The organism is Caulobacter sp. ErkDOM-C (genome assembly GCF_048541825.1).
Lineage (GTDB): Bacteria > Pseudomonadota > Alphaproteobacteria > Caulobacterales > Caulobacteraceae > Caulobacter.
Genome location: NZ_CP183332.1, coordinates 3,865,448 through 3,891,721, shown reverse-complemented (window position 1 = coordinate 3,891,721; position 26,274 = coordinate 3,865,448). Strand labels below are relative to the sequence as shown.

Sequence of the window (26,274 nt, the reverse complement as noted above, 5' to 3'; positions counted from 1 at the left end):
CATCCAGTTCGACAGGCGTCCGGGGATCGTGATCCCCGGCTTACATGTTCGGAGCCGCATGAGGCGGATCCGCAGCAACCCTGGTTTCGGCCTGTCTTGAAACCAAGGCCCATAAAAGCGTTCGGCCGCCCTGCCGAAGCAGGGCGGCCGACTGCGCCAAAACTAGCGGCGCAGACCCAGCTTTTCGATGAGGGTCGCATAGCGACCAACATCGGACTTCTTCAGGTGGTCGAGGAGGCTGCGACGCTGGGAAACCATCATCAACAGACCACGACGGCTGTGGTTGTCCTTCTTGTGGGTCTTGAAGTGCTCGGTCAGGTTGGCGATGCGCTCGGAGAGGATCGCGACCTGGACTTCGGCGCTGCCGGTGTCACCCTCAGTGCGGGCGTGTTCGGCGATAAGAGCGGTCTTGCGCTCGGCAGTGATCGACATCGGTGTGTCTCCGCTCAGGTGAGTTGGAAGACCCGCACCGGATTGAGCCGTCCGGCGCGCATCTCGCACAAGGCCACCAGCCTCTCTCCCACCATGGCCGAAACGGTGCGATCGCCGGGCGTGAGCTCGGCTTTCAGCGTTTCAACCTGCCTTGGGAGCAGAACGATGGCGCGTCCTTGCGCAAGCCGGAAGGCGTCTTCATCGGTCACGGCCAGCGCCGGGATGTCGTCCAGCGCGGTCTCGACCGGAAGCAATGCCTCCGACAGGCGGGCCTCATAGCTCAAATTCTCGAGAGTTTCCAGCGATATCGCCGTCGCCTCGGTGAACTGGCCGACCCGCGTCCGGCGAAGCTGGTCAACGTGACCGCAGGTTCCCAGCCGGGCCGCCAGATCGCGGACCACGGCGCGGACATAGGTGCCCTTGCCGCATTCCATCTCCAGCACGATGTGATCGACGTCGGGGGCGTCCAGCACGCGCAGCGCGTGGATGTTGACCTTGCGCGTCGCCAGCTCGAACTCGACCCCGTCGCGGGCCAGGTCATAGGCGCGCTCGCCGTCGACCTTGATGGCCGAATAGTTGGGCGGGATCTGGTCGACCTCGCCGACGAACTCGGCCAGCACGGCCTCGACCTCGTCGCGGGTCGGGCGCAGATCGCTCGTACCCGTCGTCTCGCCCTCGCGATCCAGGGTGGTGGTGTTGCGGCCCCACTGGATGGTGAAGCGATAGGCCTTGTCGGCGTCGACCAGAAACGGAACCGTCTTGGTCGCTTCGCCCAGGGCGATGGGCAGGATGCCAGTGGCGAGCGGATCCAGCGTGCCGGCGTGGCCGCCCTTCTGGGCGTTATAGGCCCGGCGCACGCGGGTCACCGCGCTGGTCGAGGTCAGGTCATAGGGCTTGTCCAGGCACAGCCAGCCCGAGACGGGGTCGCCCTTCTTGCGGCGGGCCACGACTAGTCTTCCCGGCCTTCTTGATCCTCGTCCTCGACCACATCGGACAGGCGGCGCAGGTCCTGCTGCACCACCGGATTGTCGAACAGGCGGTTCATATAGGCGGCCGAGTTGAAGCTCTCGTCGTGGATGAACTTCAGGTCCGGCGTGAACTTCATGTCGATGGTCTTGCCCAGGCGACCGCGCAGGAACTTGGCCACGCGGTTGAGGCCGGCGACCACCACCTCGGGGCTGCCCAGTTCGACGGCGATGCGCGAAGGCGAGGACGCCTCGCGCTCGATCCGGGGCGCGATGCCGGCCCCCAGGGGCTCGACGAAACAGACCGCGTGGCGCAGGTCCGGGGTCAGCCGCACCTCGGTCACCGTCACCGAGATATTGATCAGGGCCGGGTCCTGCAGGTCTTCGTGGCGCAGGATCTCCACCAGGGCGTGGCGGATCAGCTCGCCGGCGCGAAGCTGGCGCTGCGACGGGCCCGTGGAGAGCGGCTTGGGAGTCTTGTCGGTATGGCGCTTCATGGCGCGGTGTCCTCAAGGCCCGGCCGGCGGATCGAACACCGGAGCGCGGGGGAAAATCAAGGCGCGGTGTCTAGGCTTGTAGGGGCGATAAGTCCAGTGCGGCGGTGATCCTCCCCTGTTGGGGGAGGTGGCCCGCAGGGCCGGAGAGGGCTGCTCCGCCTAGGCCGAGATGACCCCCTCAGTTGCTTCGCGACAGCTCCCCCCAAAGGGGGAGCATCTAGCCCTAAGCCGCCGTCCGCGCCTTGAAGAAGGCGATCACCTTGTCGCGCGTCTGCATGGTCGGGCCCAGCGGATCGGCGCGGTCCAGGTGCAGGGTCAGGACCGAGTGCGGGGCCATCGGCACGCCCTTGGCCGCGTCGGCGTCGGTCAGCTCCACCGTCTCGACCCGATCGCCGAACTCGCGCTTCAGGGTCTCGAAGCGCTCATCAGGCACCAGCTTGTCGGACGAGAACCGCAGCGCCAGCAGCGACAGGTCCTCGGTCTCAAAGCGGGTGCGGGCGCAGGCGATCTCGACAGCCGAGCAGCCCAGCGATCCCTTGCCCTTGCCGCCGAACGGCAGCGAGGGCTGCGACATCACCGGCGCCACCACCGAGGGTTCGGTCATCATCGCCAGAGCAAAGCCGCCGGTGAAGCACATGCCCACCGCGCCGACGCCCTTGCCGCCGCACTCCTTGCGGGCCTGACGCGCCAGCGCCCGCAGCCAGTCGACGATCGGGCTGGAGCGGTCGGTGGCCCAGGCGTTGAACTCGCGGCGTACACACAGGGTCTTGGCGATCTCGCCCAGGGCATAGCCGATGCTGACGGTCTTGGCGGGCTTGCCGAACAGGCTGGGGCAGAACACCGTCATGCCGGCGGCGGCCACGTCGCGGGCGAAGGCCAGGACGCCGGGGTGCAGGCCGGGCATTTCATGGATGACGATAACGGCCGGGCCGGTCCCGATCCTGTAGACCTCGCGGGTCCACTGGCCGTCATCGAATTCGAAACGCGTAAAGCCGTCCAGCGCGCTGGTCATCGTGTCCCACCCCCCTTTGTCGTTGGAGGTGAGCTTGGCTGTGATCTCGCCAGACGACAAGATGTCTAGCGAACGCCGTTCAGGTTGTCGGTCCAGTCTTCCATTGGGTCGGGGCGACGGCCGTCCGGCAGTTTCCATTCCCCGCGCCAGGAGAAGTCCAGCGTACCGCACACCCGGGCCGGGCCGGATGACTTTGGATCATCGCCCAGCGCCTGGATGCGCAGGTCGCGGCGCACGGCGATGCGGCTGAAGCTCAGCCACAGGCGCGTCGCGCCGGGGCAGAAGGCGCGGATATAGACCCTGCCCTGCTCGGCCTTGGGGTCGACCTCGTACAGCGAAGCCTCAGCGTCGACGCCCTCCAGACCGGCCAGACCCTTGGGCCCCAGGTCACGGTCCTTGCCCTTGATCAGCAGGCCCTGGGCCGGCACGCCGGTGGCCAGCACCTTGATGGGTCTGGCGCCCATCAGCCCCTGGTCGAACAGCACGGTCAGTCCGGCCCCGGTCAGCCGTTTGGCGTCGGGCGAGATCGGATCATACGAGAACATCCGCCGCTCGGCGTGGGCGGTCGTGGCCAGGGCGCAGGCCGCCAGAATGACCGAGAGTGTCAGTCTCATCGCTTGAAGTGCAGGTTCGCCGCTTGCGGATCAAAGCCGCTCAACCGCCAGACCGAGCCGTCGCGGGTGAAGGTCAGCAGGCAGGGGCCGTCCTTCTTGGCCGCGCAGACCCGGCCGTCGCCGGTCGGACGCAGGGCGCCGGCGATGGCGACGCGGCCCGGCAGCGGCTTGTCGGGGGTGTAGCCATAATAGTTGGCGGCGGCGCGGAAGGTCTCGGGCCGGATCAAAGCTTCTCCCGCAATGTCGGCGGCAGGACCGGCAAGGGCGGCGGCGATAGCCATCAGGCTGTTGTCGGCCTTGCGGTTGCGGGCTTCGGCCATCAGCCGCGCCTCGATCTCGTATTTCAGCGCCTGGCGGTCGACATGGGCGTCGAAGGTCGCCCGGTCACGATCGCGGATCGCCGTCAGCAGGGTGTGAACGTCGCCGGACGCATCGACGCGGTCGACGGTGGCGCAGGCGCTGAGCGACAAGGTCGCGGCCGTCAGGGCGAGAAGAGCTTTGATACGCATGCACAAGGCCTAGCGCCGGAATTGGGCGATTTCCAGTCCGACCTCAGGCGGTGAGGACCTCGAGGCCCCTGCGGCGGGCTGCGGCAACCAGATCCTTGTCGCAGGACGCCAAGATCGCGCCCAGCCGGGCCGCCAGTTCGAGATAGGCGGCGTCGTAGAGGGTGAGGTCTTCCTGGCGAGGGATCTTGGCCGTCGCGCCCCAGGCGTGAAGGTCAGTATGGGGATCGATGGCTATCGGGAGGTCGGACAGAAGCCGCAGAGCCCTATCCGCAAATGCCACGTCACAACGCCCGCGCCTGACCGCGTTTCGCAGGACATTGGCTGCTTCGAGCCGCCAAAGAGACGGGACGGTTGCGCCTTCCCTGCCGACCATGCGGATAACATCCTGGGCCGCCCTATTGGCTTCGACCTCGAAGATCGCCGCCATCGTCATTGAGGCGTCGAGAACCAGGATCACCCGCGCCGACCCTCTTCGATTAGCTCCCGGATCGTCACATCGCCCAGCGTCACGCCGCGACTGTTGTCGATCAGCGCCTCGGCGGCCGCCATTGCCTCAGGGCTTCCCTTGATCGGGATCTTCTTGGCGCGGCGGATGACGATATCGCCGTCCTTGGCTTCAATCTCGACCCGCTCACCATCAACCAAGCCAGCAGCGCGCCCCGCGTCACGCAGACCGCCTGAGGCCATAGCCTCACCCCATGTTCCGACCGTGATCTGGTTCATGTCCAGGCTCCAACAGGCGATTATCTTGCCACGCCGCGCCTTTTCCGTCGAGTTCGCCGACCGAAAACGAAAAAGGCGCGGACCTTGCGATCCGCGCCTTTCTGAGAGTTCTGAAGCTCAAGTCCGGCCCTAGTCGAGCTGGCGCTTGATCTCTTCGACGGTGAAGCACTCGATGGTGTCGCCGACCTTGATGTCCTGGAAGCCGGCGAACATCATGCCGCACTCCTGGCCAGACGGAACCTCGGGGACCTCGTCCTTGAAGCGCTTGAGGGTCTGCAGCGTGCCCAGTTCCAGAACGACGATGTCGTTGCGGATGATCCGGACCTTGGCGCCCTTGCGCACGACACCTTCGGTGACGCGGCAACCGGCGACCTTGCCGACCTTGGAGATGTCGAAGGCTTGCAGCACTTCGGCGTTGCCCAGGAAGGTTTCGCGCTGGATCGGCGCCAGCATGCCCGAGAGCACGCCTTTGATGTCGTCCAGCAGGTCGTAGATGATCGCATAGTAGCGGATCTCGACACCTTCGCGCTCGGCCAGCGCCCGCGCCTGGGCCGAGGCCCGGACGTTGAAGCCGATGAGCGGCGCGCCGGCGCCCTTGGCCAGCATGACGTCGCTTTCGCTGATCGCGCCGGCGCCCGACAGGATGATCCGCGCGCGGACCTCGTCGGTCGACATGGCGTCCAGCGACCCGATGATCGCTTCGGCCGAGCCCTGCACGTCGGCTTTGATGACCAGCGGCAGTTCGCGGTATTTCTTGTCCTGCAGCTTGGCCATCATGTCGGCCATGCTGGTGGCGCCCGCGCCGACCGGATGCAGTGACTTCTCACGCTTCAGGCGGATGCGGTACTCGGTCAGCTCGCGAGCGCGGGCCTCGTTCTCGACGACCGCGAACGGGTCGCCAGGCGAAGGCACGCCGTCCAGGCCGAGGATCTCGACCGGGGTGGCGGGACCGGCTTCGGTCAGTTGCTCGTTACGCTCATTGAGCAGGGCGCGAACCCGGCCAAACTGGCTGCCGGCCACGACGATGTCGCCGCGCTTCAGCGTGCCGCGCTTGACCAGCACGGTCGAAACCGCGCCGCGACCCTTGTCGAGCTTGGCCTCGATCACGACGCCGTCGGCGACGCGGTCGGGGTTGGCCTTCAGGTCGAGCACTTCGGCCAGCAGGGTGATGCGTTCGATCAGCTCGTCCAGGCCCTGGCCGGTCTTGGCCGAGACCTCGACGATCTGGGTGTCGCCACCCAGGCTTTCGACGACGATTTCGTGTTGCAGCAGCTCGTTGACCACCCGGGTCGGATCCGAGCCGGGCTTGTCCATCTTGTTGACGGCCACGATGATCGGCACTTCAGCGGCGCGGGCGTGTTTGATGGCCTCGATGGTCTGGGGCATCACGCCGTCGTCGCCGGCCACCACCAGGATCACCAGGTCGGTGATATTGGCGCCGCGCGCCCGCATTTGCGAGAAGGCGGCGTGGCCGGGGGTGTCGAGGAAGGTGATCTTCTCGCCGCCGTCCAGGCGAACCTGGTAGGCGCCGATATGCTGGGTAATGCCGCCGTGCTCGCCGCCGGCCACATCGGCCTTGCGCAGCGCGTCCAGCAGGCTGGTCTTGCCGTGGTCGACGTGACCCATGACCGTGACCACCGGGGGCCGCGACTCCAGGTGATCGTCGATGTCCTCGGCGCCGATGAAGCCTTCTTCGACGTCGGCTTCCGACACGCGGCGCACGGTGTGACCAAATTCGGTCGCCACCAGCTCGGCGGTGTCGTTGTCGATGACGTCGTTGACCTTCAGCATCACGCCCTGACGCATCAGGAACTTGATGATCTCGACACCGCGAACGGCCATCCGGTTGGACAGCTCCTGCACGGTAATGACGTCAGGAATGACCACTTCGCGAGCGACCTTGACCTGGTCGGCGGGACCGCCGCGACGCTTTTCCTTTTCACGTTCCCGGGCCCGGCGAACCGAGGCCAGCGAACGCATGCGGTCGGCGGAGTCTCCATCGCCGGCCACGGTCTGGATCGTCAGACGGCCTTCACGGCGCATCGGCGCGCCCTTGGCGCGCGACACGGCCTTGCCGGGGGCGGCGGCCTTGCGGCGATCATCATCGTCCTCGGGACGACGGCTGACTTCACCGCCGGGACGCGGCGCCGAGCGCATGGCGCGCTGGACTTCGGGCGTCGCAGGAGCGGCGGCCGGAGCGCCAGGACGCGGACCGCGCGGCGGACCGCCTGGGCCCGGACGGGCGCCGGGAGCCGGGCGCGGGGCCAGGGCCGAATAACGAACAGTCTGGGTCGGGCGGTCGCCCTGCGGACGATCACCCTGGGGCCGGTCGCCCTGCGGACGATCGTTGCGGAAGCCGCCTTCCGGACGCGGGCCTCGCGGCGCGGCGTCGGCACGCGGAGCAGCGTCGGGACGCGGCGCGCGTTGATTATAAGGACCGTCCTGGCGCGGCGCGCGCTGGTTGAACGGCTTGTCGCCTTGCGGACGATCACCCTGCGGGGGGCGCTCGCCAGCCGGCGGACGATAGGTGGTGGTCGAGGTGCGATCGTCGCGACGTTCGCGGCTGGGCTCGTAGGTGCGGGTCTGGCTGGGCGAAGCCGCAGCAGGACGCGGGGCCTCGGCGCGCGGGGCGGCCGGAGCCGCAGCCACCGGAGCCGCAGGCGCGACGGGCGCAGACGCCTGAACGACAGGCGCCGCGGCGACCGGGGCCACAGGAGCCGCAGCCACCGGAGCCGAAACCACGGGCGCTGCCGGAGCGGCGACAACGACCGGAGCCGGAGCCGGCTCAGCGGCAGCCTTCGCAGCCGCAGCTGCCTTGGCAGCGGCTTCGCGAGCTGCAGCTTCGGCGGCGCGCGCCTTGGCCTCGTCGGCGACACGTTGCGTCGCCTGACGGTCCTGGTTCTCGCGGGCCGCCTCGATGGCGCGTTGCCGGGCGCGCATCTCGTCTTGCGAGAGGCCGCCTGCCGAATTGCCGCCACCAGAAGACTGGGACGAACGCGGCTCGTTGGTGTGACGGCGCTCAGCCGAGGACGGCGCGGCCAGGTTACCGGCCGGCGCGGCGTGCGGACGGGTCCGCTTGGTTTCGACCACTACCGTCTTGGTGCGGCCGTGGCTGAAGCTTTGCTTCACCACGCCGGCGCTCACCGAGCCCTGGCGGGGCTTCAGTGTGATGGGCGCGCGCCCACCAGGGGTGCCGGGCCGACCGTTATCGTTCTCGTCGCTCATGCGCTCGCTTGTACTTCCGCCGGGAGGAAACCCAGCCAAAAACCGTTCGTTCCATGTGAGAAAGGGGCCCGGACGTACTTCCACGAAAGAAGCGCGTTTCCCGACCCTTTACGCACAAGCGCAGCCCTAAGGGCCACGCTCCACCTTGTAGATTCTAGAGCCTTGCGATCAGACCGGCCATGCCGGTGCAATCGAAAGGCTCTAGGGCTCCTCGCGCCAACTCGCCGACCAGGTCGGGGGGAGTAGCGGGCGAAAGCCTGATAACCGCTCGACGTCCAAAGTCCAGCGATCAGTGCCGCGCCCGGCAAGAAGCGCAGTGTGTATCACATTCTCGCCGCCTAAGGCCAAACCCAATTCGTCGGATGTGAACATCCCGAGGATTCGGGGATTGTTCGGCGCCTTGTAGACGGCGGTCAGCATCTTTCGGCGGCCGTCATCGGCGCCGTTTGACGCCTCGATCAGCCAGGCGGTCTTGCCGGAATTGAGCGCGACGACGACCTTTTCAAAGCCCGAGATAATGTTTCCCGCCCGCCGCGCAAGACCCAGACCATCCAGAACCCGCTTGGCCAGCAAGGCCTCGACCTGGTCGGCCAGGTCGGCGGGGGCTGTCAGCTTGGTCTTGGCCGAACGCGAGAACAGGCCCTTCTTGGCCGCCAGCGTCACGGAGTCGCGGTCGGCTCCGACCCAGATCCCCCGGCCCGGCAGCTTGCGCGCCAGGTCGGGCACCACGACACCGCCGGGACCTTCGACGAAGCGGATCAGCTTGCTCTCGTCGGTCGCCTCGCCCAGCACGACATCCTTGCGAAGGCGGAAGGCCTCGGCATGGGTCTTGGGCGCATTAGGGTCGACGGGAACGTCGGCGACCTCAACGGCTGGATCTTGGGGCTCTTGGTCCATGGGGCTCTGAAAGACCTCGGCCCTCCCGGAAAGCCGGAAGGGCCGAAGCGTTTCTTAGTCCTGCGTCTCTTCGGCGGCTTCGGTCGGCGTTTCCGCTTCGACGTCCGCTTCAGTCTCGGCTTCGACTTCCGTCTCGGCCTCACCCTCGGCGTATTCGACCTCTTCCTCGATCTCTTCGCATTCCGGCTCCGGCGGGGCCTCGACCCAGCCCATGACGATCCGGGCGCGCATGATCAGCGCTTCGGCGTCTTCGGGCGACAGGTTGAAGCTTTCCAGAATGCCCGGCTCGCGAACGCGGGCGCCGTCCTTGGTTTCAAACCAGCCGCGCATGTCGTCGGGCACCAGACCGGCCAGATCCTCGACGGTCTTCACATCGCCTTCGCCCAGGGCGACGGCCATGGGCAGGGTGACGCCCTCGATCTCGAGCACCGCATCCTCGACGCCGTACTCGACGCGCTTGGCGTCCAGGGCGGCGGCTTCCTTTTCCAGGAATTCGCGGGCGCGGGTCTGCAGTTCGTCGGCGGTCTCGTCGTCGAAGCCTTCGATGGCCGCGATCTCGTGCGGCTCGACATAGGCGACGTCTTCCACCGCGGCGAAGCCTTCGGTGACCAGCAGCTGGGCGATGACCTCGTCGACGTCCAGGGCTTCCTGGAACAGGGCCGTGGTCTCGGTGAACTGCTTCTGACGGCGCTCGCTCTCCTGGCTTTCCGTCATGATGTCGATCTGCCAGCCGGTCAGCTGCGAGGCGAGGCGGACGTTCTGGCCGCGACGGCCGATGGCCAGCGACAGCTGCTCATCAGGCACCACGACCTCGACGCGCTCGTCTTCCTCGTCCATCACGACCTTGGAGACTTCAGCCGGGGCCAAGGCGTTGACGATGAAGGTCGCCTCGTCCTCGGACCACTGGATGATGTCGATCTTTTCGCCCTGCAGCTCGGCCACCACCGCCTGCACGCGGGAACCGCGCATGCCGACGCAGGCGCCGACGGGGTCGATCGAACCGTCATTGGAGATCACGGCCATCTTGGCGCGCGAGCCCGGATCGCGGGCCACGGCGCGGATCTCGATGACGCCGTCATAGACTTCCGGCACTTCCTGCGCGAACAGCTTGGCCATGAAGCCGCCGTGGGCGCGCGACAGCATGATCTGCGGGCCCTTGGTCTCGCGACGGACGTCGTAGATATAGGCGCGGATGCGGTCGCCGACGTTGAAGTTTTCGCGCGGGATCGACTGGTCGCGGCGCATGATGCCTTCGCCGCGGCCCAGATCGACGATGACGTTGCCGTATTCGACGCGCTTGACGCTGCCGTTGATGATCTCGCCGGCGCGATCCTTGTACTCGTCGTACTGGCGCTCGCGTTCGGCTTCGCGAACCTTGTGCATGACGACCTGGCGAGCCATCTGCGTCTGGACGCGGCCGATCTCGAACGGCGGCAGGTCTTCTTCATAGACCTTGCCGATCTCGGCGTCGCGCCAGGTGCGCTTGGCGATCGACAGCTGGACCTGGCCGATTTCGCCCTCGATCTCCTGGTCGTCGCCGACCACGGTGATGATGCGCTTTTGCGAGGTCTCACCGGTCTTGGTGTCGATCTTCACCCGGATGTCGTGCTCGGCGCCGTAACGGGCGCGAGCCGCCTTCTGCAGGGCGTCCTCGATCGCCTCGATGACGACTTCCTTCTCGATGCCTTTTTCGCGCGCGACCGCATCAGCGATCTGCAGCAGCTCGAGCCGGTTGGCTGAAATGCCGATGGCCATGGTCAGTCCTCTTCACTTTCGGACAGGTCAAAATCTTCGTCTTCGGCGTCGTCGCCGAGATCGTCTTCGTCAGCGTCCTCGCCATCGGCGGCGACGTCATCCTCGTCGGCGTCTCCGCCATCGGCGGCAACGCGGGCGGCGCGCTGGTCGGCGCCCCGCTTCATCAGGGCGTCGGTCAGCACCAGCTTGGCGTCGACCAGCCACTCGAAGGGGAAATAGAGGGTGGTGTCGTCCTCGCCCTCGATGTTGAGGCCGACTTGGCCGTCCTCGACCCCGGCCAGCTCGCCCTTGAAGCGCTTGCGACCCTCGGCGACGCGGTCCAGCTCGATGCGGACCTCGAGGCCGGCATAGTCGTCGAAATCCTTCAGTCGCGTCAGCGGGCGATCGACGCCCGGGCTGGAGACTTCCAGGGTGTATTCGCCGCTGATCGGGTCGGCAGCGTCGAGAATCTCCGACACGGCGCGCGACAGCTTGGCGCAATCCTCGACATTCATGTCGCCGCCCGAACCATCGGGCTGCATCGGACGCTCGGCCATGATCTGCAGCCGCCGCGTCTCGGCCCCGCCCATCAGGCGCAGGCGGACGATCTCGAAGCCGACAGTCTCGGCGACGGGATCGAGAATTTCGATCAGATCACGGTCTTCCTGCGTCTTGCCGCGCAACGGATTTCTCAACTCAAAACTGGGCGGTCCGGCGCGGGCGCCAAACAGCCAAAGAAAAAGCGGCAGCCTTTCGGGCCGCCGCTCGAAAGCGCACTCAGCGCTGACGGACGATGTAGGGGCTATATAGCGCGATCAGTGAACGGGTGGAAGCCCCCGTGACAGGCCGCCGCGACAGGCCGTCTCGAAGGACCTTCATGCGCGGCCTCTTTCGCACCGCAACACTTGTGGCCTATACAGACGCCCGCGCAGGACCGCCTCCCCGCGGGCCTCTCCCCACAGAAGAGTCACAATGGACCTCTCAAAGATCGCCACCGGCGTGAACCCGCCCTACGACCTCAACGCTGTCATCGAGATCCCGCAGGGCGGCGAGCCGGTGAAGTACGAGATCGACAAGGCCAGCGGCGCCCTGATGGTCGACCGCTTCCTGCACACGGCGATGTTCTATCCGGCCAATTACGGCTTCATCCCGCACACCCTGGCCGATGACGGCGACCCCGCCGACATCATGGTGGTGGGTCCGACCCCGGTGGTGCCGGGCGCGATCATCCGCTGCCGTCCCATCGGCACCCTGATGATGGTCGACGAGGCCGGTTCGGACGAAAAGATCCTGGCCGTGCCGGTCGACAAGCTGCACCCCTTTTATACGGGCGTGAACAGCTGGCGCGATCTGCCGGTGATCCTCACCGAGCAGATCGCCCACTTCTTCCAGCACTACAAGGATCTGGAAAAGGGCAAGTCGACCAAGATCACCGGCTGGGTTGGCCTGGAAGAAACGGCCGAAGTCATCCGCGCAGCGATCAAGCGCCACGACGACAACTACTAAGACCGCTTGGCGGCTTCCTTCCCCGGGTCGGGGAGGGAAGCCGTTACAGAAATTGTCCAGCGATCAGCAGCAGCACCATCACCGCGTCGATCAATACCGTGGCGCCGGCAAAGCCCTTGATAAAGCGGCCGCCCTTGGCGAGCAGCGAGCCCATATAGAAGACCTTGCTGATCACGGCCGCGCCCACCGCCAGGTCGCGGGTCTCGGGGTGGAAGGCCGCCCAGACCAGCATACCGCCGGTCAGACCGATCAGCAGACCCCAGCCCCGCACGATCACATCGGCCAGCGGCCCTTCCAGGGTCTCGCCATAGGTCGAGCGCATCGAACGGCCCGGCGCGATCACGAACTGCAGCATGGTCAGGGTCAACAGCCCGCTGACCACCAGGACGATGTGGAAATTGCTCGCAAGCCAAGCCATTGAAGCCCCCTGTCACCCGTCATCTTGCCGGGCAAGGCGAGCCTACCCGCTCGTCAGATGCAAATGAAATCCAGAAACACCGGCGCGCAGTCGCCCAGCTTCTTTTCCTCGTAGCGGGTGGTCACGTGGTCGGCGGGCGGGGCGTTGCGGTCGGCCGTTTCGCTCTCGAAGCGGAAGGCCGGATCGGCCAGGACCCGCTCAATGGTCCACTCGGCATAGTCGGCCCAGTCGGTGGCGAAACGCAGGCGGCCGCCAGACTTCAGAACGCGAGCCAGTTCCGCCACCACCGCCGGCTGGATCAGGCGGCGCTTGTTGTGCCGCGCCTTGTGCCAGGGATCGGGGAACATGATGAACACCCGCGTCAGACAGGCGTCGGGCAGCCAGCCGATCACGTCACGGGCGTCGCCCTCGTGGATGCGGACGTTCTTGAGGTCCTGCTCCTCGATGTGACGGACCGCGCTGGCCACGCCGTTGACGAAGGGCTCGGCCCCGATGATCAGGGCGTGCGGATGGCGACCGGCCTGGGCGGCCATGTGCTCGCCGCCGCCAAAGCCGATCTCAAGCCAGGCTTCGGTCGCTTCGGGCATCAGGTCGCGCGGCTCGAACGGCGCCTCGGGCACGGCGATTTCGGGCAGCAGGGTGTCGAGCAGGGCCTGCTGGCGCGGCTTCACAGGCCGCGACTTGATGCGGCCGAACGTGCGCAGAGGCCCGTGGGGGATGGGTGCGGAGGTCATGGGGCGGCGTCTTAGCCGTCATCCGGGTGTGAGGCCAGCAGAACGACCCCAAACGAAAGCGGGCCCCGATCGCATGATCGAGGCCCGCTTCGAACAATCAGGAGAGGCTGAGGCTTACGCCAGACCCTTCAGTTCGCTGGTCAGGTCGGTCTTCTCCCACGAGAAGCCGCCTTCGTTGTCCGGCGTGCGGCCGAAGTGGCCATAGGCGGCGGTGCGGGCATAGATCGGCTTGTTCAGCTGCAGGTGCTCGCGGATGCCGCGCGGGGTGGCGCCGCCGATCAGGGTGGGCAGCAGCTTTTCCAGAACCTCGGGATCAACCCGGCCGGTGCCGTGCAGGTCGACGTGGAACGACACCGGCTGGGCCACGCCGATGGCATAGGCGATCTGGATGGTGCAGCGGTCGGCCAGGCCCGCGGCCACGACGTTCTTGGCCAGGTAGCGGCAGGCATAGGCGGCCGAGCGGTCGACCTTGGTCGGATCCTTGCCCGAGAACGCGCCGCCGCCGTGCGGGGCCGCGCCGCCGTAGGTGTCGACGATGATCTTGCGACCGGTGACGCCGGCGTCGCCGTCGGGACCGCCGATCTCGAAGCGGCCGGTCGGATTGACCAGCCACTGGGTCTTCTTGGTGATCAGGCCTTCGGGGAAGATCGGCAGGATGTGCGGCTTGATCAGGTCCAGTACGCGCTTGGAGGTCGCGGCCTTGCCGTCGATCTTCTTCTTGTGCTGGTGGCTGACCACGATCGAGACAACGCGGACCGGCTTGCCGTCGCCATCATACTCCAGGGTCACCTGGCTCTTGGCGTCGGGCTCGAGCGCCGACAGCTCGCCGCTGTGGCGCAGCTGGGCCAGGCGGCTGAGGATGTTGTGGCTGTACTGCAGGGTGGCCGGCATCAGCTCCGGGGTCTCGGTGCTGGCATAGCCGAACATGATGCCCTGGTCGCCGGCCCCCTCGTCCTTCTTGTCGCTGGCGTCCACGCCCTGGGCGATGTGCGCCGACTGGCCGTGCAGGTAGTTGGCGAACTTGGCCTTCTCCCAGTGGAAGCCCTTCTGCTCGTAACCGATGTCCTTGATCGCGGCCCGAACCTTGGGCTCCAGCGATTTGAGGATGTCCTTGGTCAGCTGCTTGTTGGCGGCCTTGTCGCCACCCGGCTTGCCGGCCCGAACCTCGCCGGCCAGCACGATGCGGTTGGTGGTGACCAGGGTCTCGCACGCCACGCGAGCTTCGGGATCGGCGGTCAGGAAGGCGTCGACCACGGTGTCGCTGATCCGGTCGGCGACCTTGTCGGGGTGGCCTTCGGAGACGCTCTCGCTGGTAAAGATGTAGGACGAACGGCTCAAGGGACAGCTCCGGCCATGGAATTGGCGGAAACGGACGACGCGTCCATCCCGCTAGCCGGACAGCATATAAAGATATGTTTATGTCTGCAAGCCGCGCCGATCGTCGCGGGTCTTCGCCCTATGCGTCGCTTTCGACCACGTCCTCGTCGGCCATCGAGCGGACCAGGTCGAGGATCCGGCGGCGCACCTTGGTCCGAGAGATCTTGGGGAACAGGCTGGCCAGTTCCAGGCCCTCGGGAGTCATCAGGAAATCGTGGACGAACTGCTCCGAACCGGTCTCGGCCAGACCCTCGGAATCGGTCGGATCGGCCAGGCCCTCAAAGAAATAGGCCACCGATGACTGCAGGCTGCGGGCAATTTCATACAGCTTGCTGGCGCTGACCCGGTTGGCCCCACGCTCGTACTTCTGCACCTGCTGGAAGGTCAGGCCCAGATCCTCGGCCAGTCGCTCCTGGCTCACACCCAGGATCTTGCGGCGCATTCGGATACGCGCGCCGACGTGCAGATCGATCGGGTTGGGATGGCGGTCTTGGTCGGAAGGAGCGCTCATGCCTACGCTTGCTAGCTGAAATTGCGGTTTCAATTCAGCCTATCTCTAACGAATTTGTAACAATTAAAAGCCCCCACCCGCTTTTGGGCGAAAGCCAGCGAACATCGATAGCCCGAGCATTAGCATGAACAGGCTGTCGCCAAGCCGGGCATAGGGTGTGATTTTACCCATATTCGGTAAAGAGCCGTCGATCACTCCGGTTTCTCCCAGGGTCAGCCGGGCCCCGCGGACAGTCTCGCCTCTGGCGTCGATCAGGGCCGAGACCCCGGTCGGCGTCGCCCGGATGATCGGAACCCCGGTTTCTATGGCCCGATAGCTGGCCAGATTCAGGTGCTGCAAAGGCCCGGAGGTCACACCAAACCAGGCGTCGTTCGATACATTGACCAGGGCGCGGACCCTGGGATCGGGTCTGGCCAGGCCCGGAAACAGGCTCTCGTAGCAGATCAGCGGCTGGACGATCAGATCGGGCGAAACCCGCAGCGGGGCCGGACGCGGCCCGGTGGCGAAGCCGTCTCCCAGATGGGCCAGGCTTTTGACACCCAGCTTGGTTAGCAGGGCGTCCATCGGCAGATACTCGCCAAAGGGCACCAGCCGGTGCTTGTCATAGATCCCGACCAGTTCGATGTCGGTCGCCGTGCGTTTCAGGGCGATCAGGCTGTTGTAATAGATCGGCCTGTCGGGCGATCCGTCATAGCGATAGCCGCCGATCAACAGCAGCTGACCCGGTTGCAGGGCCTCGACGATCGCCTGGCGCACCCAGGTTCCTGGCGCCAGATAGTCATTGATGGCGGCCGGCAGGGCGCCTTCAGGCCAGACGACGAGGGTGGCTGGCGTGCCGGTCGCATAGGGCCTGGCGGTCAGCGAAACATAGGCCTGGACCACCTGGGCAAAGCGATCGGCGTCCCACTTGGCCTCCTGCTGGATGTTGGCCTGGACGATGCGCACGGTAGGGGAAGAGGCCTTCCCCGCCGGCGCCGCCGGCATCCAGCCGTTGATGTACAGCGCCGCCAGCGCGGCGGCGGCGGCGGCGATCGCTTTGCGGCCCGCCAGGCCCTCGCGCCAGACGGCCGGCGCGGCGGCGATGGCCAGGGTGATCCAGGTCAGGCCGTAGGCGCCGACCAGAGCGGCGGCCTGGGAGGGGGCCGAACCGGCCTTCCAGGTCTCGCCCGGCAGGTTCCACGGAAAGCCGGTCAATACATGACCGCGCGTCCATTCCAGCGCCGCGAAGGCGCCGGCGAAGACCAGAATGCGGCGCACGCCCGCCGGTCGGATCAGACGATAGATGACAGCGGCGACGCCCCAGAACAGGGCTAACCCACCGGCCATGGCGGACACCGCAAAGGGCGCCATCCAGCCCTGATTGGCGGCGTCGACCATGAAGGCCTCGCCGATCCAACCGGTGCCGAGCCCGAAATAGCCCAGGCCTGCCAGCCAGCCGCGCAGGAAGGCCGAGCGCAGCGGCCGAGGCCCTTCGATCGTGTCGAGCAGCCACAGCAACAGGGCGTAGCCGAGCAGGCCCGGCAGCACGCCGAACGGCGGGTGGGCCAGGGCGGCAGCCAGACCGGCCAGCAGGGCCAGCCCGCGGTCACGCCACAGCGAAGCGAGCTTGAAGTTCACGAGGCGGCGGCTTCCGCCGGCTGCACGGCTGCGCCCGGTACAGCGGCGGGCCGCACCCGTACCCGTCGAACCCGGCGCGGATCAGCGTCGACCACTTCCAGCTCATAGCCGTGCGGGTGGGCGATCACCTCGCCCCGCTGCGGCACGCGACCGGCCAGGGCCACGACCAGGCCGGCGACGGTGTCGATGTCTTCTTCCATGTCGGGCGGCGCCAGTTCACGGCCAAGCGCCGCTTCCAGTTCCTCGAGCGGCGCGCGGGCGTCGGCCTCGAACACCCCGCCGGGCCGGGCCACGATGCCGGCGACCGTGGCGTCGTCGTGCTCGTCATCGATCTCGCCGACCACGGCCTCGATCAGGTCTTCCATGGTCACCAGCCCATCGGTGCCGCCAAATTCGTCGATGACCAGGGCCAGATGGATGCGGCCGGTGCGCATGCGCAGCAGCAGATCCGCGGCCCGCATCGAAGCGGGCACATAGAGGGCCTCGCGCCGCACCTTGTGCAGAACGATGTCGGCCGCAGCCGGGCGGTTTTCGCCTGCGGCCAGCAGTCGGAACACGTCCTTGACGTGAACCACGCCGATCGGGTCGTCGAGCGTCTCGCGATAGATCGGCATCCGCGAGTGTTCTGCCTCGGTGAACTGGGCGATCAGGGCTTCGAACGGGGTGGACAGCTCGACCGAGACGATATCGGCGCGGGGCGTCATCACGTCGGCGACGCGGAGGGTCTTGAAGGCCTCGGCCTGATCGACGATGTCGACCGCGCCGTCCTGGGCCGGCTCGGACGGACGGACCAGCTCGACCGGCGCCGACAGCCGCTTGCGCATCTTGCGGAAAAACGCCCGCACGCCCCGGCTCTGTCGAGCTGGACCGGCGGGCTGTGGACTAGAGTCGTCGCTTGGCATGGCCTTGGAGAACTATCCCTGCTCGGGGGCGTAAGGATCAGGCACGTCCAGCGTGGCCAGGATCTCGCGTTCCAGGGCCTCCATGGACTCAGCCTCTTCATCGCCTTCGTGGTTGTATCCTAAGAGATGCAGCACCCCATGCGCCACCAGATGTTGCAAATGGTGGGCAAGAGGCTTGCCCTGCTCGATCGCCTCGCGCTGGCAGACCCCGAACGCCAGGGCGATGTCGCCGATCTGGCCTTCCGGATTAGGGGGCGAGGGGAAGGACAGGACGTTGGTCGCGTAGTCCTTCTGGCGGAAGTCGCGGTTCAGGGCCTGAACGCTGTCGTCATCGGCCAACAGGATCACGATCCCTTGGCCTTCGATGTCCTGATGCGCATCCAGCACAGCCTGGGCGGCGCGCCAGACCAGGGCCTCGGTTTCAGGCTCGGCCTGGAGCCAGGCCTGGTCCTCGATCTCGATGTCGACTGTGATGGTCATCGTGTCGTCGTCTGCAGGGCGTCGGCGTCATAGGCCCGGACGATGCGCTCGACCAGCGGGTGACGCACCACGTCGGCGGCGGTGAAGCGCGAGACCGAAACCCCCTCGACCCCTTCCAGGATCGAGACGGCGTGGGCCAGGCCGGAGTCGCGGGGATTGAGCAGGTCGATCTGGGTCGGGTCGCCCGTCACCACCATGCGCGACCCCTCACCCAGCCGGGTCAGGACCATCTTCATCTGCAGGCGCGAACAGTTCTGGGCCTCGTCGACGATGACAAAGGCATGCGCCAGGGTGCGGCCGCGCATGAAAGCGATCGGGGCGACCTCGATCTCCAGCTTCTCGCGGCGGCGTCGCAGTTGGTCAGCGCCCATGATGTCGGTCAGGGCCTCCCAGACCGGGGCCATATAGGGATCGACCTTCTCGTTCAGGTCGCCCGGCAGAAAGCCCAGCTTTTCGCCGGCCTCGACGGCGGGGCGGGTGACGATCAGGCGATCGACCTCGCCGCGCAACAGCATGCCGGCCCCGTGCGCCACGGCCAGGAAAGTCTTGCCAGTGCCGGCCGGGCCCAGGCCAAACGACAGCGGATGGCTGCCCATGGCCTCCATATAGCGAGCCTGGCCCTTGGTCTTGGGCGACACCGAACCCTTGCGCACGGTGCGGGCCGAGGCCTGACCACCGGTGCTCTGCGCCTCGCCCACGGCGATGCGGATGTCGGCCTCGACAATCTGTTCGCCGGCATCGGCGCGGTCGGCCAGGTCCCGCAGCGCCCGCTTGGCGCCGGTGCGGCCCTTGACGTCGCCGGTGATGGTGACGCCGCCACCCGGCGTCTCAATGAGCACCCGGAAGGCGTCCTCGATCAGGGCCGCATGACGGCCATGGGGACCGGAGACGGCGTGAACGGCGTCATCCGACAGCGGCATAAACTCAGGGGTGCGGCTCAAGCGGGCTCCAGGATGGAAGACGTTTCCAGCACGCCGCCCAGGCTCATCTTGGCGGCGGTTTCGATACGGACGGCAACGATGGTTCCCAGCAGGTGCTCGCCGCCTTCGGCGTGAACCGCCTGCAGATAGGGACTGCGGCCGACGACCTGACCGGCATGGCGCCCGGCCTTCTCGAACAGCACGGGCATGGTCTTGCCCACCTGGCCGGCATTGAAGGCCTTTTGCTGCACGTCCAGCAGCTGGTTCAGACGCTCCAGGCGCTCGGCCTTCACCGCCTCGTCGACCTGGCCGGTCATGGCCGAAGCCGGGGTGCCGGGGCGGCGCGAATATTTGAACGAGAAGGCGCTGGCGAAGCCGACCTCGCGGACCAGCTCCAGGGTCTTTTCGAAATCGCCGTCGCGCTCGCCGGGGAAGCCGACGATAAAGTCGCCGCTCATGGCGATGTCGGGCCGCGCAAGGCGGATCTTCTCGATCAGCTTCACATAGCTTTCGGCCGTGTGGTCGCGGTTCATGGCCTTGAGGATCTTGTCGCTGCCCGCCTGCACCGGCAGGTGCAGATAGGGCATCAGCTCGGGCAGCTCGCCATGGGCCTCGATCAGATCATCGCCCATGTCGCGCGGATGGCTGGTGGTGTAGCGGATGCGGTCGATGCCATCGATCTTCGCCAGCTGACGCACCAGCTTGGCCAGGGTCGAGCCGTCGCCATTAAAGGCGTTGACGTTCTGGCCCAGCAGGGTGACCTCGCGCACGCCCTGAGCGGCCAGCCGCCGGGCTTCCTCGAGGATGTCGTTCACCGGCCGCGACCACTCGCCGCCGCGCGTATAGGGCACCACGCAGAAGGTGCAGAACTTGTCGCAGCCCTCCTGCACGGTCAGGAAGGCGGTGACGCCATTGACCTGACGCTCGGCCGGCAGGGCGTCGAACTTTTCCTCGGCGGCAAAGCTGGTCGACAGCCGCTCGCCGGTGGCGCGGTGGGCGCGGGCGATCAGCTCGGGCAGCTGGTGATAGGATTGCGGACCAACCACCAGATCGACCGCCTTCTGGCGATGCATGATCTCCTTGCCCTCGGCCTGGGCCACGCAGCCGGCCACGGCGATGGTCATGCGACCACCGGCCTGCGCCTTGCGCTCCTTCATCAGCTTGATCTGGCCAAGCTCCGAATAGACCTTCTCGGTGGCCTTTTCGCGGATGTGGCAGGTGTTGAGCACCACCAGATCGGCGCCTTCGGGATCATCGACCACGCCATAGCCCAGCGGCCGCAGGACATCGGCCATGCGCTCGCTGTCATAGACGTTCATCTGACAGCCGTAGGTCTTGATATAGAGGCGCTTTTGCGGGGTCTCGCTCATGGGCGAGGTTATGGGGGTGTGAGGCCCGACGTGCAAGGACATGGGCGGAAATCCTCCCCCTGAGGGGGGAGGGGTCGGCGAAGCCGACGGAGGGGGAAGTGCTGCTGACTCGGTGCGGTCTTCCCCCACCGGCCTGACGGCCGCCTCCCCCTTCAGGGGGAGGACTTGGGCCACGATCAATCCTCGATCGGAACCCCGTACAGCTCCAGCCGGTGATCCACCAGCTTGTAGCCCAGCTTGCGCGCGATGGCGTTCTGCAGGGCCTCGATCTCCTCGTCCACGAACTCGACGACCTTGCCGGTCTTCATGTCGATCAGGTGGTCGTGGTGATGGCTGGGGGTTTCTTCATAGCGCGAGCGGCCGTCGCGAAAATCGTGCCGCTCGATAATGCCGCTCTCCTCGAACAGGCGAACCGTCCGATAGACCGTGGCGATCGAAATGTGCGGGTCCACAGCGTGGGCGCGGCGGTGCAGCTCTTCCACGTCCGGGTGATCGTCGGCGGCCGACAGCACGCGCGCGATCACGCGGCGCTGGTCGGTCATGCGCATGCCCTTATCGATGCAGAGCTTTTCAAGTCGATCCAAGGCGGCGCCTCCGTCTGAGTCGATGGCAGGATAGGCGGTGAGCCCTTAAGTGTTAAGCGCCCGCCGCATGACAATCGCGTCCCTAGCGCCATCCGGATGGGGATAATAGCCCTTGCGCAGCCCAACCCGGGCAAAGCCGGTCGCCGCATAGAGGGCGATGGCGGCCGTGTTGTCGGACGCCACCTCCAGGAACATGGCTTCAGAGCCGGTTTCGGTCGCGATCCCGGCCGCCATTTCGACCAGGGCGCCGCCCCAGCCGCGACGCCGGGCGGCGGGGTCGACAGCGATGGTCAGGATCTCGGCCTCGCCGGCGATCGAGCGGCACAGGATGAAGCCCTTCTCGACGGCCGGCTCGCCCGCCTCGCCCATGACGGCGAAGACGCCGGGCGACGTCAGCAGGTCTTCGAACTCCAGAGCGCTCCACGGCCGGGGAAAGGCGCGGTCGTGCAGGTCGGCTAGGATGAAACAGGCCTCAAGGCCCACGGGACGCAGGATCATGAGGTTGGAAGCGTGGCGTAGGGCGCGCGCAGATAGAGCGGCCGGGGCGAATGGGCCGGCGCGGGCCGGGCGGCGGCCAGTCGCGCCACGGCGACCGGATCGGGCGAGACCGGCGTCAGGATCGTGGCCTTCGGGAAGGTTTCGGCCAGCAGCGGCGCGCCAGACCCGATCAGGGTCACGGCCTGTCCGCCATGCAGTTCGGCCAGCCGCGCGGCGGCGAAGCCCAGGTCGAGGGCGTCGGGGGCCATCAGGGCCACGCCGCCGTCGAAGATCTGCAGATAGACCTGGCTCATCCGCGCGTCGAGTACGGCGGCGACGAAGCCTGGCGTTCCGAAAGCCAGGGCCTCCAGCGTGCTGACCCCCACGCAGGGGATCGACAGCGCCGTGGCCAGGCCCTTGGCGAAGGCCAGACCCACGCGCAGGCCGGTGAACGAGCCAGGACCAACCGTGACACCGATCCGCGTCAGGTCCGAAAACGGCACGCCGGCTTCCAGCGCGACCTCGCGGGCCAGGACGCCGATGCGTTCCTGGTGGCCCCGGGTCATGGGCTCGCTGCGCGACGCCAGCACCCGGTCGCCGTCCAGGATGGCGATCGAGCTCGCGCCCAGGCAGGTGTCGATGGCCAGGATCATGCTCCGCCCCCGTTCGGGGCGTAGCCGCCCGCGCCGCTCTTCCAGATGAAGTCACGCAAGGTGGCCTTGGCTAGCACCTCGGTCGGCGGCAACGCATCCGTGGTCCAGCCGGGAACCTCAAACACGTAGCGCAGCACGGACTCGCCGGGCTGGGTGCAGATCACGGCGTGACGATAGGCGTCCTGGCCCATCCAGCAGCGCTTGGGCGGCACGTCCAGCCCGGGCCACGGCATGCCGAAGACCTCACCGCGCGGGCCTCTCGCCGATCGGCCGGCGATATGGATCTCGCCAACCGTCGTCAGGCCTGGCTCGCCGAGGATTTTCAGCATCGTCACGTCGTCGCGGGCGACGGTGATGACCGAGCCCTCCATCGCGACCCGGTCGTTCGGAAACAGCGCCTGGATCGCCTCGGCCCTGAACGGGGTCTGGGCCATGATCGGGCCGACGGCGTATTCGTCGAGCGCCAGCAACGACGTCGCGGGGACCGATGGCGCAGCGGCCGGAACCGACGCCGGCGGTGCGGGCTTGTCCGCCGGACCACAGGCGGCGAGCAGCGCCAGCGGAACGGCGATCAGGGCGAGGGGCAAGCGCATGAAACGATCAGGCCGCGCCGATGGCGGCGACCTCGGCCGGCCGCCAGACGAAGCCGTTCAGCTGGCCCTTGGCGTTGAGCATCTCGACTGGCGGCAGGCCGCCCTTGGTCCAGCCCGGCACGCCGATCAGATAGGCGACATTGGGCGCTTCGGGTCGGGCGCAGACCACGGTGTTGATGTCACGCCCCTCGCCGGCCCGGCAGTTGGCGATGTCGAGACCCAGCGCCGACCATTTAGTCAGCAGGGTCTCGTCCTTGGGGCCGCGCACGTCGCCGCCTTCCAGGCGGATCGAGCCCAGATCGCCGTCCTCGCCCTTGGAGACCTCCATCAGCGGGGTCTGGTTCTGCTCGACATTGATGATCGGCTGGGGCCGGCCGGTTCCGACGTGCAGAAACGCCTGGGCGACCATCGCCCTGGGGAACAGCACCTTGAAGGTCGGTAGGTCGAACGCCGTGGCGCCGGTAATCGGGCCGACGCCGTCAACGCCAACGGTCAGCGGGCCCTCGACATAGGGCTTCACCATCACCGCGACAGAGCCGCTCTTGCCAGGCTCGGCGGGCGGCGGGGCGGTCCCGCCCTCGTCGGCCTTCTTCTCCACCGGACCACAGGCGGCAAGCAGCAGGAACGGCAGGGCGATAAGGGCGCGGCGCTGGATCATGCGGTGGTTTTAGCGCGTGCGCGTCGGATGCACAAAGAACCCGTCACCTCCGGTCGCCGAAACGACCGGAGGATCAGGTCGGGCCGATCCCTACTCACGCGGACCGGCCAAAAGCTGTGGCGCGAGATCAGACGATTTGGGCAGCTTCCTCGAAGTCGAGGCGCGGGCTGCGCGGGAAGAGGCCCTCTTCCGTGCCATGGCCAATCGAAGCAATGAAATTGGACTTTATGTTGGTGCCCGCGAAGAATTCCGCGTCGACGCCCGCATTGTCGAAGCCCGACATCGCGCCGACGTCCAGGCCCAAGGCCCGGGCGGCGAGGATGAAATAGCCGCCCTGCAGCGAGCTGTTGCGGAACGCGCCCCACTCCTTGGCCACGGGGTCGCCGAACCAGGCCTTGGCGCCGGGGGCATGCGGGAACAGCTTGTCGAGGGTCTCGGGGAAGTCGAGGTCGTAGCCGACGATCACCGTGGCCGGGGCCTGCAGGATCTTGGGGCCGTTCGAACCCGACGACAGGGCCGCCAGCTTGGCCTTGGCTTCTGGGCTGGTCACGAAGACGAAGCGCGCCGGGGTCGAGTTGGCGGCGGTGGGGCCGAACTTGACGAGGTCATAGAGCTCGCGCAGCAGGCTTTCCGGCAGCGGGTCGGTCTTCCAGCCGTTGCGCGTCCGCGCCTCGGTAAACAGTTGGGCGAGCGCCGGGGCGTCGAGCTTGGCCATTTGCGATCCTCAAGGAAGCCATCAGCAACTTGTATGGTTGCAATATAGGCTTGCGAGGCAGGCGCGCAAGCCGCAGGGCGGGGAAATTCCTAGAGCGTCTGCTCGACCCGGGTGACCTCGGGCACATAGTGCTTGAGCATGTTCTCGACACCGGACTTCAGGGTCGCCGACGAGGACGGGCAACCCGAGCAGGCGCCGCGCATGTGCAGCCAGACCACGCCGGTGGCGGGTTCGAACTTGCTGAACACGATGTCGCCGCCGTCCTGGGCCACGGCCGGGCGGATGCGAGTGTCGAGCAGTTCCTTGATCTCGGCGACGATCTGGCTGGATTCCGCATCATAGACGCCGTCGTCGTCGTGACCGCTCGTCGTGGCGTCCAGCAGCAGGGGCCGGCCGCTGGTGAAGTGGTCCATGATGGCGGCCAGGATCGGCGCCTTCAGGTGCGGCCACTCGGCGTCAGGATCCTTGGTCACGGTCAGGAATTCAGGACCGAAAAACACCCGCGTCACGTCGCCCAGCTGGAACAGCGCCTTGGCCAGCGGCGAGGACTCGCCCTCTTCCTGCGTCTTGAACTCGCGCGCGCCCTCACCCAGCACTTCGCGGCCGGGCAGGAACTTCAGCACCTCGGGATTGGGCGTGGTTTCGGTCTGAATGAACATGTCGGAGAGATGGACCTCGACAGCCCCGGGCGCAAGATGTCGGGCGCCTCAGAAAGAAAGGTGACACAGGCGTCATTTTCTGGCGTGATACGGAAAACAACGACCTGCGGGAGGCTTCCATGAGCGATGGCTCGATTGATCTGAGCGCCGAAGTGCGCGCCAAGGCCTGGTCCATTCCCCTCGAGGACTACCATGTCGCCGATCCGGTCCTGTTCCAGGCCGACGCCATGTGGCCCTATTTTGAACGGCTCCGCAAAGAAGACCCGGTTCACTATTCCAAGGGCAATGAGGAAACGGGCCCCTACTGGTCGGTGACCCGCTACAACGACATCATGGCCGTCGACACCAATCACGCGGTGTTTTCGTCCGACGCCCATCTGGGCGGCATCACGATCCGGAACTTCGACGAGGACTTCGTCCTGCCGATGTTCATCGCCATGGACCCGCCCAAGCACGACATCCAGCGCAAGACCGTCAGCCCGATCGTCTCGCCGGTGAACCTGGCCAAGCTGGAAGGCCTGATCCGCGAGCGGGTCTGCCTGATCCTCGATGACCTGCCGATCGGCGTGCCCTTCGACTGGGTCGACAAGGTGTCGATCGAGCTGACCACCCAGATGCTGGCCACCCTGTTCGACTTCCCCTGGGAAGAGCGCCGCAAGCTGACCCGCTGGTCGGACATCGCCACCGCCTCACCGGAAAGCGGCCTGATCGAAAGCGAAGACGCCCGCCGGGCCGAACTGCTGGAGTGCCTGGGCTACTTCACCAATCTGTGGAACGAGCGGGTCAATGCCACCGAGCCCGGCGGCGACCTGATCTCGATGCTGGCCCACGGCGAGGCCACCCGCGACATGCCGCCGATGGAGTACCTGGGCAACATCATCCTGCTGATCGTCGGCGGCAATGACACGACCCGCAACTCCCTGACCGGCGGCCTCTATGCCCTGTCGAAGAACCCCGAGCAGGAAGCCAAGCTGCGGACGCATCCCGAGCTGATCCCGTCGATGGTCTCCGAGATCATCCGCTGGCAGACGCCCCTGGCCCATATGCGCCGCACGGCTCTGGAAGACGTCGAACTGGCCGGCAAGCAGATCAAGAAGGGCGACAAGGTCGTCATGTGGTACGTCTCGGGGAACCGCGACGACACCGTGATCGAAAACGCCGACAGCTTCATCATCGACCGCGAAAATCCCCGCCGCCATCTGTCGTTCGGCTTCGGCATCCACCGCTGCGTGGGCAACCGCCTGGCCGAGATGCAGCTGAAGATCGTCTGGGAAGAGATCCTCAAGCGCTTCCCGAAGATCGAGGTCCTCGACGAACCGCGCCGGGTCTATTCCAGCTTCGTCAAGGGCTATGAGACCCTGACGGTGCGGATCCCCGAGCGGGTCTAATCTCCTTCTCCCCTTGCGGGAGACGGTAGCGGCTGAAAGCCGACTGGATGAGGGGTCGCACCGACGCCCCTGATCCAGTCGGTCTGCCGACCATAGCCGACAGG

The 26,274-nt window shown here is 66.7% G+C and carries 30 protein-coding genes; 2 read left to right on the top strand and 28 right to left on the bottom strand.

All coding sequences use genetic code 11. The features are described 5' to 3' along the window. Positions 1–162: 162 nt before the first annotated feature. From rpsO to rimP, 12 genes are all read right to left on the bottom strand, one after another. Positions 163–432, bottom strand: a complete 270-nt coding sequence (rpsO, locus tag ACN2C8_RS18900; protein WP_419253606.1) for a 30S ribosomal protein S15 — start codon at positions 430–432, stop codon at positions 163–165. Positions 433–446: 14 nt separating this feature from the next. Then, positions 447–1,379, bottom strand: coding sequence for a tRNA pseudouridine(55) synthase TruB (gene truB, locus ACN2C8_RS18895; protein ID WP_419253604.1), 933 nt, complete (start codon positions 1,377–1,379; stop codon positions 447–449). 2 nt (positions 1,380–1,381) lie between these two features. Beyond that, positions 1,382–1,894: a 30S ribosome-binding factor RbfA gene (rbfA, locus tag ACN2C8_RS18890; RefSeq protein WP_419253602.1), complete on the bottom strand. Its 513-nt coding sequence runs from the start codon at positions 1,892–1,894 to the stop codon at positions 1,382–1,384. A 223-nt stretch (positions 1,895–2,117) separates the two neighbouring features. After that, the gene (locus tag ACN2C8_RS18885) at positions 2,118–2,906 is read right to left on the bottom strand and encodes a dienelactone hydrolase family protein (RefSeq protein ID WP_419253600.1); all 789 of its coding nucleotides are present in this window, start codon (positions 2,904–2,906) and stop codon (positions 2,118–2,120) included. 65 nt (positions 2,907–2,971) lie between these two features. Beyond that, positions 2,972–3,520 (bottom strand): hypothetical protein, encoded by a 549-nt coding sequence (locus ACN2C8_RS18880; protein WP_419253599.1) that lies wholly within the window; start codon positions 3,518–3,520, stop codon positions 2,972–2,974. Beyond that, positions 3,517–4,035 (bottom strand): DUF2939 domain-containing protein, encoded by a 519-nt coding sequence (locus tag ACN2C8_RS18875; RefSeq protein WP_419253598.1) that lies wholly within the window; start codon positions 4,033–4,035, stop codon positions 3,517–3,519. The genes ACN2C8_RS18880 and ACN2C8_RS18875 overlap by 4 nt, the downstream gene beginning before the upstream one ends. A gap of 37 nt (positions 4,036–4,072) precedes the next feature. Then, positions 4,073–4,486: a type II toxin-antitoxin system VapC family toxin gene (locus ACN2C8_RS18870; protein ID WP_419253597.1), complete on the bottom strand. Its 414-nt coding sequence runs from the start codon at positions 4,484–4,486 to the stop codon at positions 4,073–4,075. Further along, positions 4,483–4,752: a hypothetical protein gene (locus tag ACN2C8_RS18865; RefSeq protein ID WP_419253596.1), complete on the bottom strand. Its 270-nt coding sequence runs from the start codon at positions 4,750–4,752 to the stop codon at positions 4,483–4,485. Before ACN2C8_RS18865 ends, ACN2C8_RS18870 begins: the two co-directional genes overlap by 4 nt. A 129-nt stretch (positions 4,753–4,881) precedes the next feature. Next, positions 4,882–7,977, bottom strand: coding sequence for a translation initiation factor IF-2 (gene infB, locus ACN2C8_RS18860; protein WP_419253595.1), 3,096 nt, complete (start codon positions 7,975–7,977; stop codon positions 4,882–4,884). Between the two features lie 201 nt (positions 7,978–8,178). Beyond that, positions 8,179–8,874: an RNA-binding protein gene (locus tag ACN2C8_RS18855; protein ID WP_419253593.1), complete on the bottom strand. Its 696-nt coding sequence runs from the start codon at positions 8,872–8,874 to the stop codon at positions 8,179–8,181. Between the two features lie 54 nt (positions 8,875–8,928). After that, positions 8,929–10,629: a transcription termination factor NusA gene (gene nusA / locus ACN2C8_RS18850; RefSeq protein ID WP_419253591.1), complete on the bottom strand. Its 1,701-nt coding sequence runs from the start codon at positions 10,627–10,629 to the stop codon at positions 8,929–8,931. Positions 10,630–10,631: 2 nt separating this feature from the next. Further along, positions 10,632–11,291, bottom strand: coding sequence for a ribosome maturation factor RimP (gene rimP / locus ACN2C8_RS18845; RefSeq protein ID WP_419253590.1), 660 nt, complete (start codon positions 11,289–11,291; stop codon positions 10,632–10,634). A gap of 289 nt (positions 11,292–11,580) precedes the next feature. Between rimP and ppa the strand changes: the two genes are divergently transcribed. Further along, positions 11,581–12,114, top strand: coding sequence for an inorganic diphosphatase (ppa, locus tag ACN2C8_RS18840; RefSeq protein ID WP_419253589.1), 534 nt, complete (start codon positions 11,581–11,583; stop codon positions 12,112–12,114). 43 nt (positions 12,115–12,157) lie between these two features. Here the strand turns inward: ppa and ACN2C8_RS18835 are convergent, their stop codons facing one another. From ACN2C8_RS18835 to ACN2C8_RS18760, 16 genes are all read right to left on the bottom strand, one after another. After that, the gene (locus ACN2C8_RS18835) at positions 12,158–12,532 is read right to left on the bottom strand and encodes a DUF4345 family protein (RefSeq protein ID WP_419253587.1); all 375 of its coding nucleotides are present in this window, start codon (positions 12,530–12,532) and stop codon (positions 12,158–12,160) included. Positions 12,533–12,585: 53 nt separating this feature from the next. Beyond that, positions 12,586–13,266 carry a tRNA (guanosine(46)-N7)-methyltransferase TrmB gene (gene trmB / locus ACN2C8_RS18830; protein ID WP_419253586.1) on the bottom strand — a complete coding sequence of 227 codons (681 nt, stop codon included), beginning with the start codon at positions 13,264–13,266 and terminating at the stop codon, positions 12,586–12,588. Positions 13,267–13,380: 114 nt separating this feature from the next. Continuing rightward, complete coding sequence (metK, locus tag ACN2C8_RS18825) at positions 13,381–14,604, bottom strand: methionine adenosyltransferase (protein ID WP_419253585.1); 1,224 nt, start codon at positions 14,602–14,604, stop codon at positions 13,381–13,383. A 118-nt stretch (positions 14,605–14,722) separates the two neighbouring features. Beyond that, complete coding sequence (locus ACN2C8_RS18820) at positions 14,723–15,154, bottom strand: helix-turn-helix domain-containing protein (protein ID WP_419253584.1); 432 nt, start codon at positions 15,152–15,154, stop codon at positions 14,723–14,725. Between the two features lie 63 nt (positions 15,155–15,217). After that, on the bottom strand, positions 15,218–16,771 hold the full coding sequence (lnt, locus tag ACN2C8_RS18815; protein WP_419253583.1) for an apolipoprotein N-acyltransferase: 1,554 nt from the start codon (positions 16,769–16,771) through the stop codon (positions 15,218–15,220). Beyond that, positions 16,768–17,673, bottom strand: coding sequence for a hemolysin family protein (locus tag ACN2C8_RS18810; RefSeq protein WP_419253582.1), 906 nt, complete (start codon positions 17,671–17,673; stop codon positions 16,768–16,770). The genes lnt and ACN2C8_RS18810 overlap by 4 nt, the downstream gene beginning before the upstream one ends. Before the next feature lie 12 nt (positions 17,674–17,685). Next, the gene (ybeY, locus tag ACN2C8_RS18805) at positions 17,686–18,135 is read right to left on the bottom strand and encodes an rRNA maturation RNase YbeY (protein WP_419255928.1); all 450 of its coding nucleotides are present in this window, start codon (positions 18,133–18,135) and stop codon (positions 17,686–17,688) included. A gap of 14 nt (positions 18,136–18,149) precedes the next feature. Then, complete coding sequence (locus ACN2C8_RS18800) at positions 18,150–19,094, bottom strand: PhoH family protein (RefSeq protein WP_419253580.1); 945 nt, start codon at positions 19,092–19,094, stop codon at positions 18,150–18,152. Beyond that, complete coding sequence (gene miaB / locus ACN2C8_RS18795; protein ID WP_419255927.1) at positions 19,091–20,443, bottom strand: tRNA (N6-isopentenyl adenosine(37)-C2)-methylthiotransferase MiaB; 1,353 nt, start codon at positions 20,441–20,443, stop codon at positions 19,091–19,093. Before miaB ends, ACN2C8_RS18800 begins: the two co-directional genes overlap by 4 nt. Before the next feature lie 176 nt (positions 20,444–20,619). Continuing rightward, the gene (locus ACN2C8_RS18790; protein ID WP_419253579.1) at positions 20,620–21,027 is read right to left on the bottom strand and encodes a Fur family transcriptional regulator; all 408 of its coding nucleotides are present in this window, start codon (positions 21,025–21,027) and stop codon (positions 20,620–20,622) included. 45 nt (positions 21,028–21,072) lie between these two features. Then, positions 21,073–21,525 carry a ribosomal protein S18-alanine N-acetyltransferase gene (gene rimI, locus ACN2C8_RS18785; RefSeq protein ID WP_419253577.1) on the bottom strand — a complete coding sequence of 151 codons (453 nt, stop codon included), beginning with the start codon at positions 21,523–21,525 and terminating at the stop codon, positions 21,073–21,075. Next, positions 21,522–22,157 carry a tRNA (adenosine(37)-N6)-threonylcarbamoyltransferase complex dimerization subunit type 1 TsaB gene (tsaB, locus tag ACN2C8_RS18780; protein WP_419253576.1) on the bottom strand — a complete coding sequence of 212 codons (636 nt, stop codon included), beginning with the start codon at positions 22,155–22,157 and terminating at the stop codon, positions 21,522–21,524. The genes rimI and tsaB overlap by 4 nt, the downstream gene beginning before the upstream one ends. Further along, positions 22,154–22,750, bottom strand: coding sequence for a DUF1131 domain-containing protein (locus tag ACN2C8_RS18775; RefSeq protein ID WP_419253574.1), 597 nt, complete (start codon positions 22,748–22,750; stop codon positions 22,154–22,156). The genes tsaB and ACN2C8_RS18775 overlap by 4 nt, the downstream gene beginning before the upstream one ends. Before the next feature lie 7 nt (positions 22,751–22,757). Beyond that, on the bottom strand, positions 22,758–23,408 hold the full coding sequence (locus ACN2C8_RS18770; RefSeq protein ID WP_419253572.1) for a DUF1131 domain-containing protein: 651 nt from the start codon (positions 23,406–23,408) through the stop codon (positions 22,758–22,760). Positions 23,409–23,535: 127 nt separating this feature from the next. Continuing rightward, positions 23,536–24,123, bottom strand: a complete 588-nt coding sequence (locus ACN2C8_RS18765) for a malonic semialdehyde reductase (RefSeq protein ID WP_419253571.1) — start codon at positions 24,121–24,123, stop codon at positions 23,536–23,538. A gap of 89 nt (positions 24,124–24,212) precedes the next feature. Beyond that, positions 24,213–24,782 carry a NifU family protein gene (locus ACN2C8_RS18760; protein WP_419253570.1) on the bottom strand — a complete coding sequence of 190 codons (570 nt, stop codon included), beginning with the start codon at positions 24,780–24,782 and terminating at the stop codon, positions 24,213–24,215. A 119-nt stretch (positions 24,783–24,901) separates the two neighbouring features. Between ACN2C8_RS18760 and ACN2C8_RS18755 the strand changes: the two genes are divergently transcribed. Then, positions 24,902–26,170, top strand: a complete 1,269-nt coding sequence (locus ACN2C8_RS18755; protein WP_419253568.1) for a cytochrome P450 — start codon at positions 24,902–24,904, stop codon at positions 26,168–26,170. Positions 26,171–26,274 lie beyond the last annotated feature (104 nt).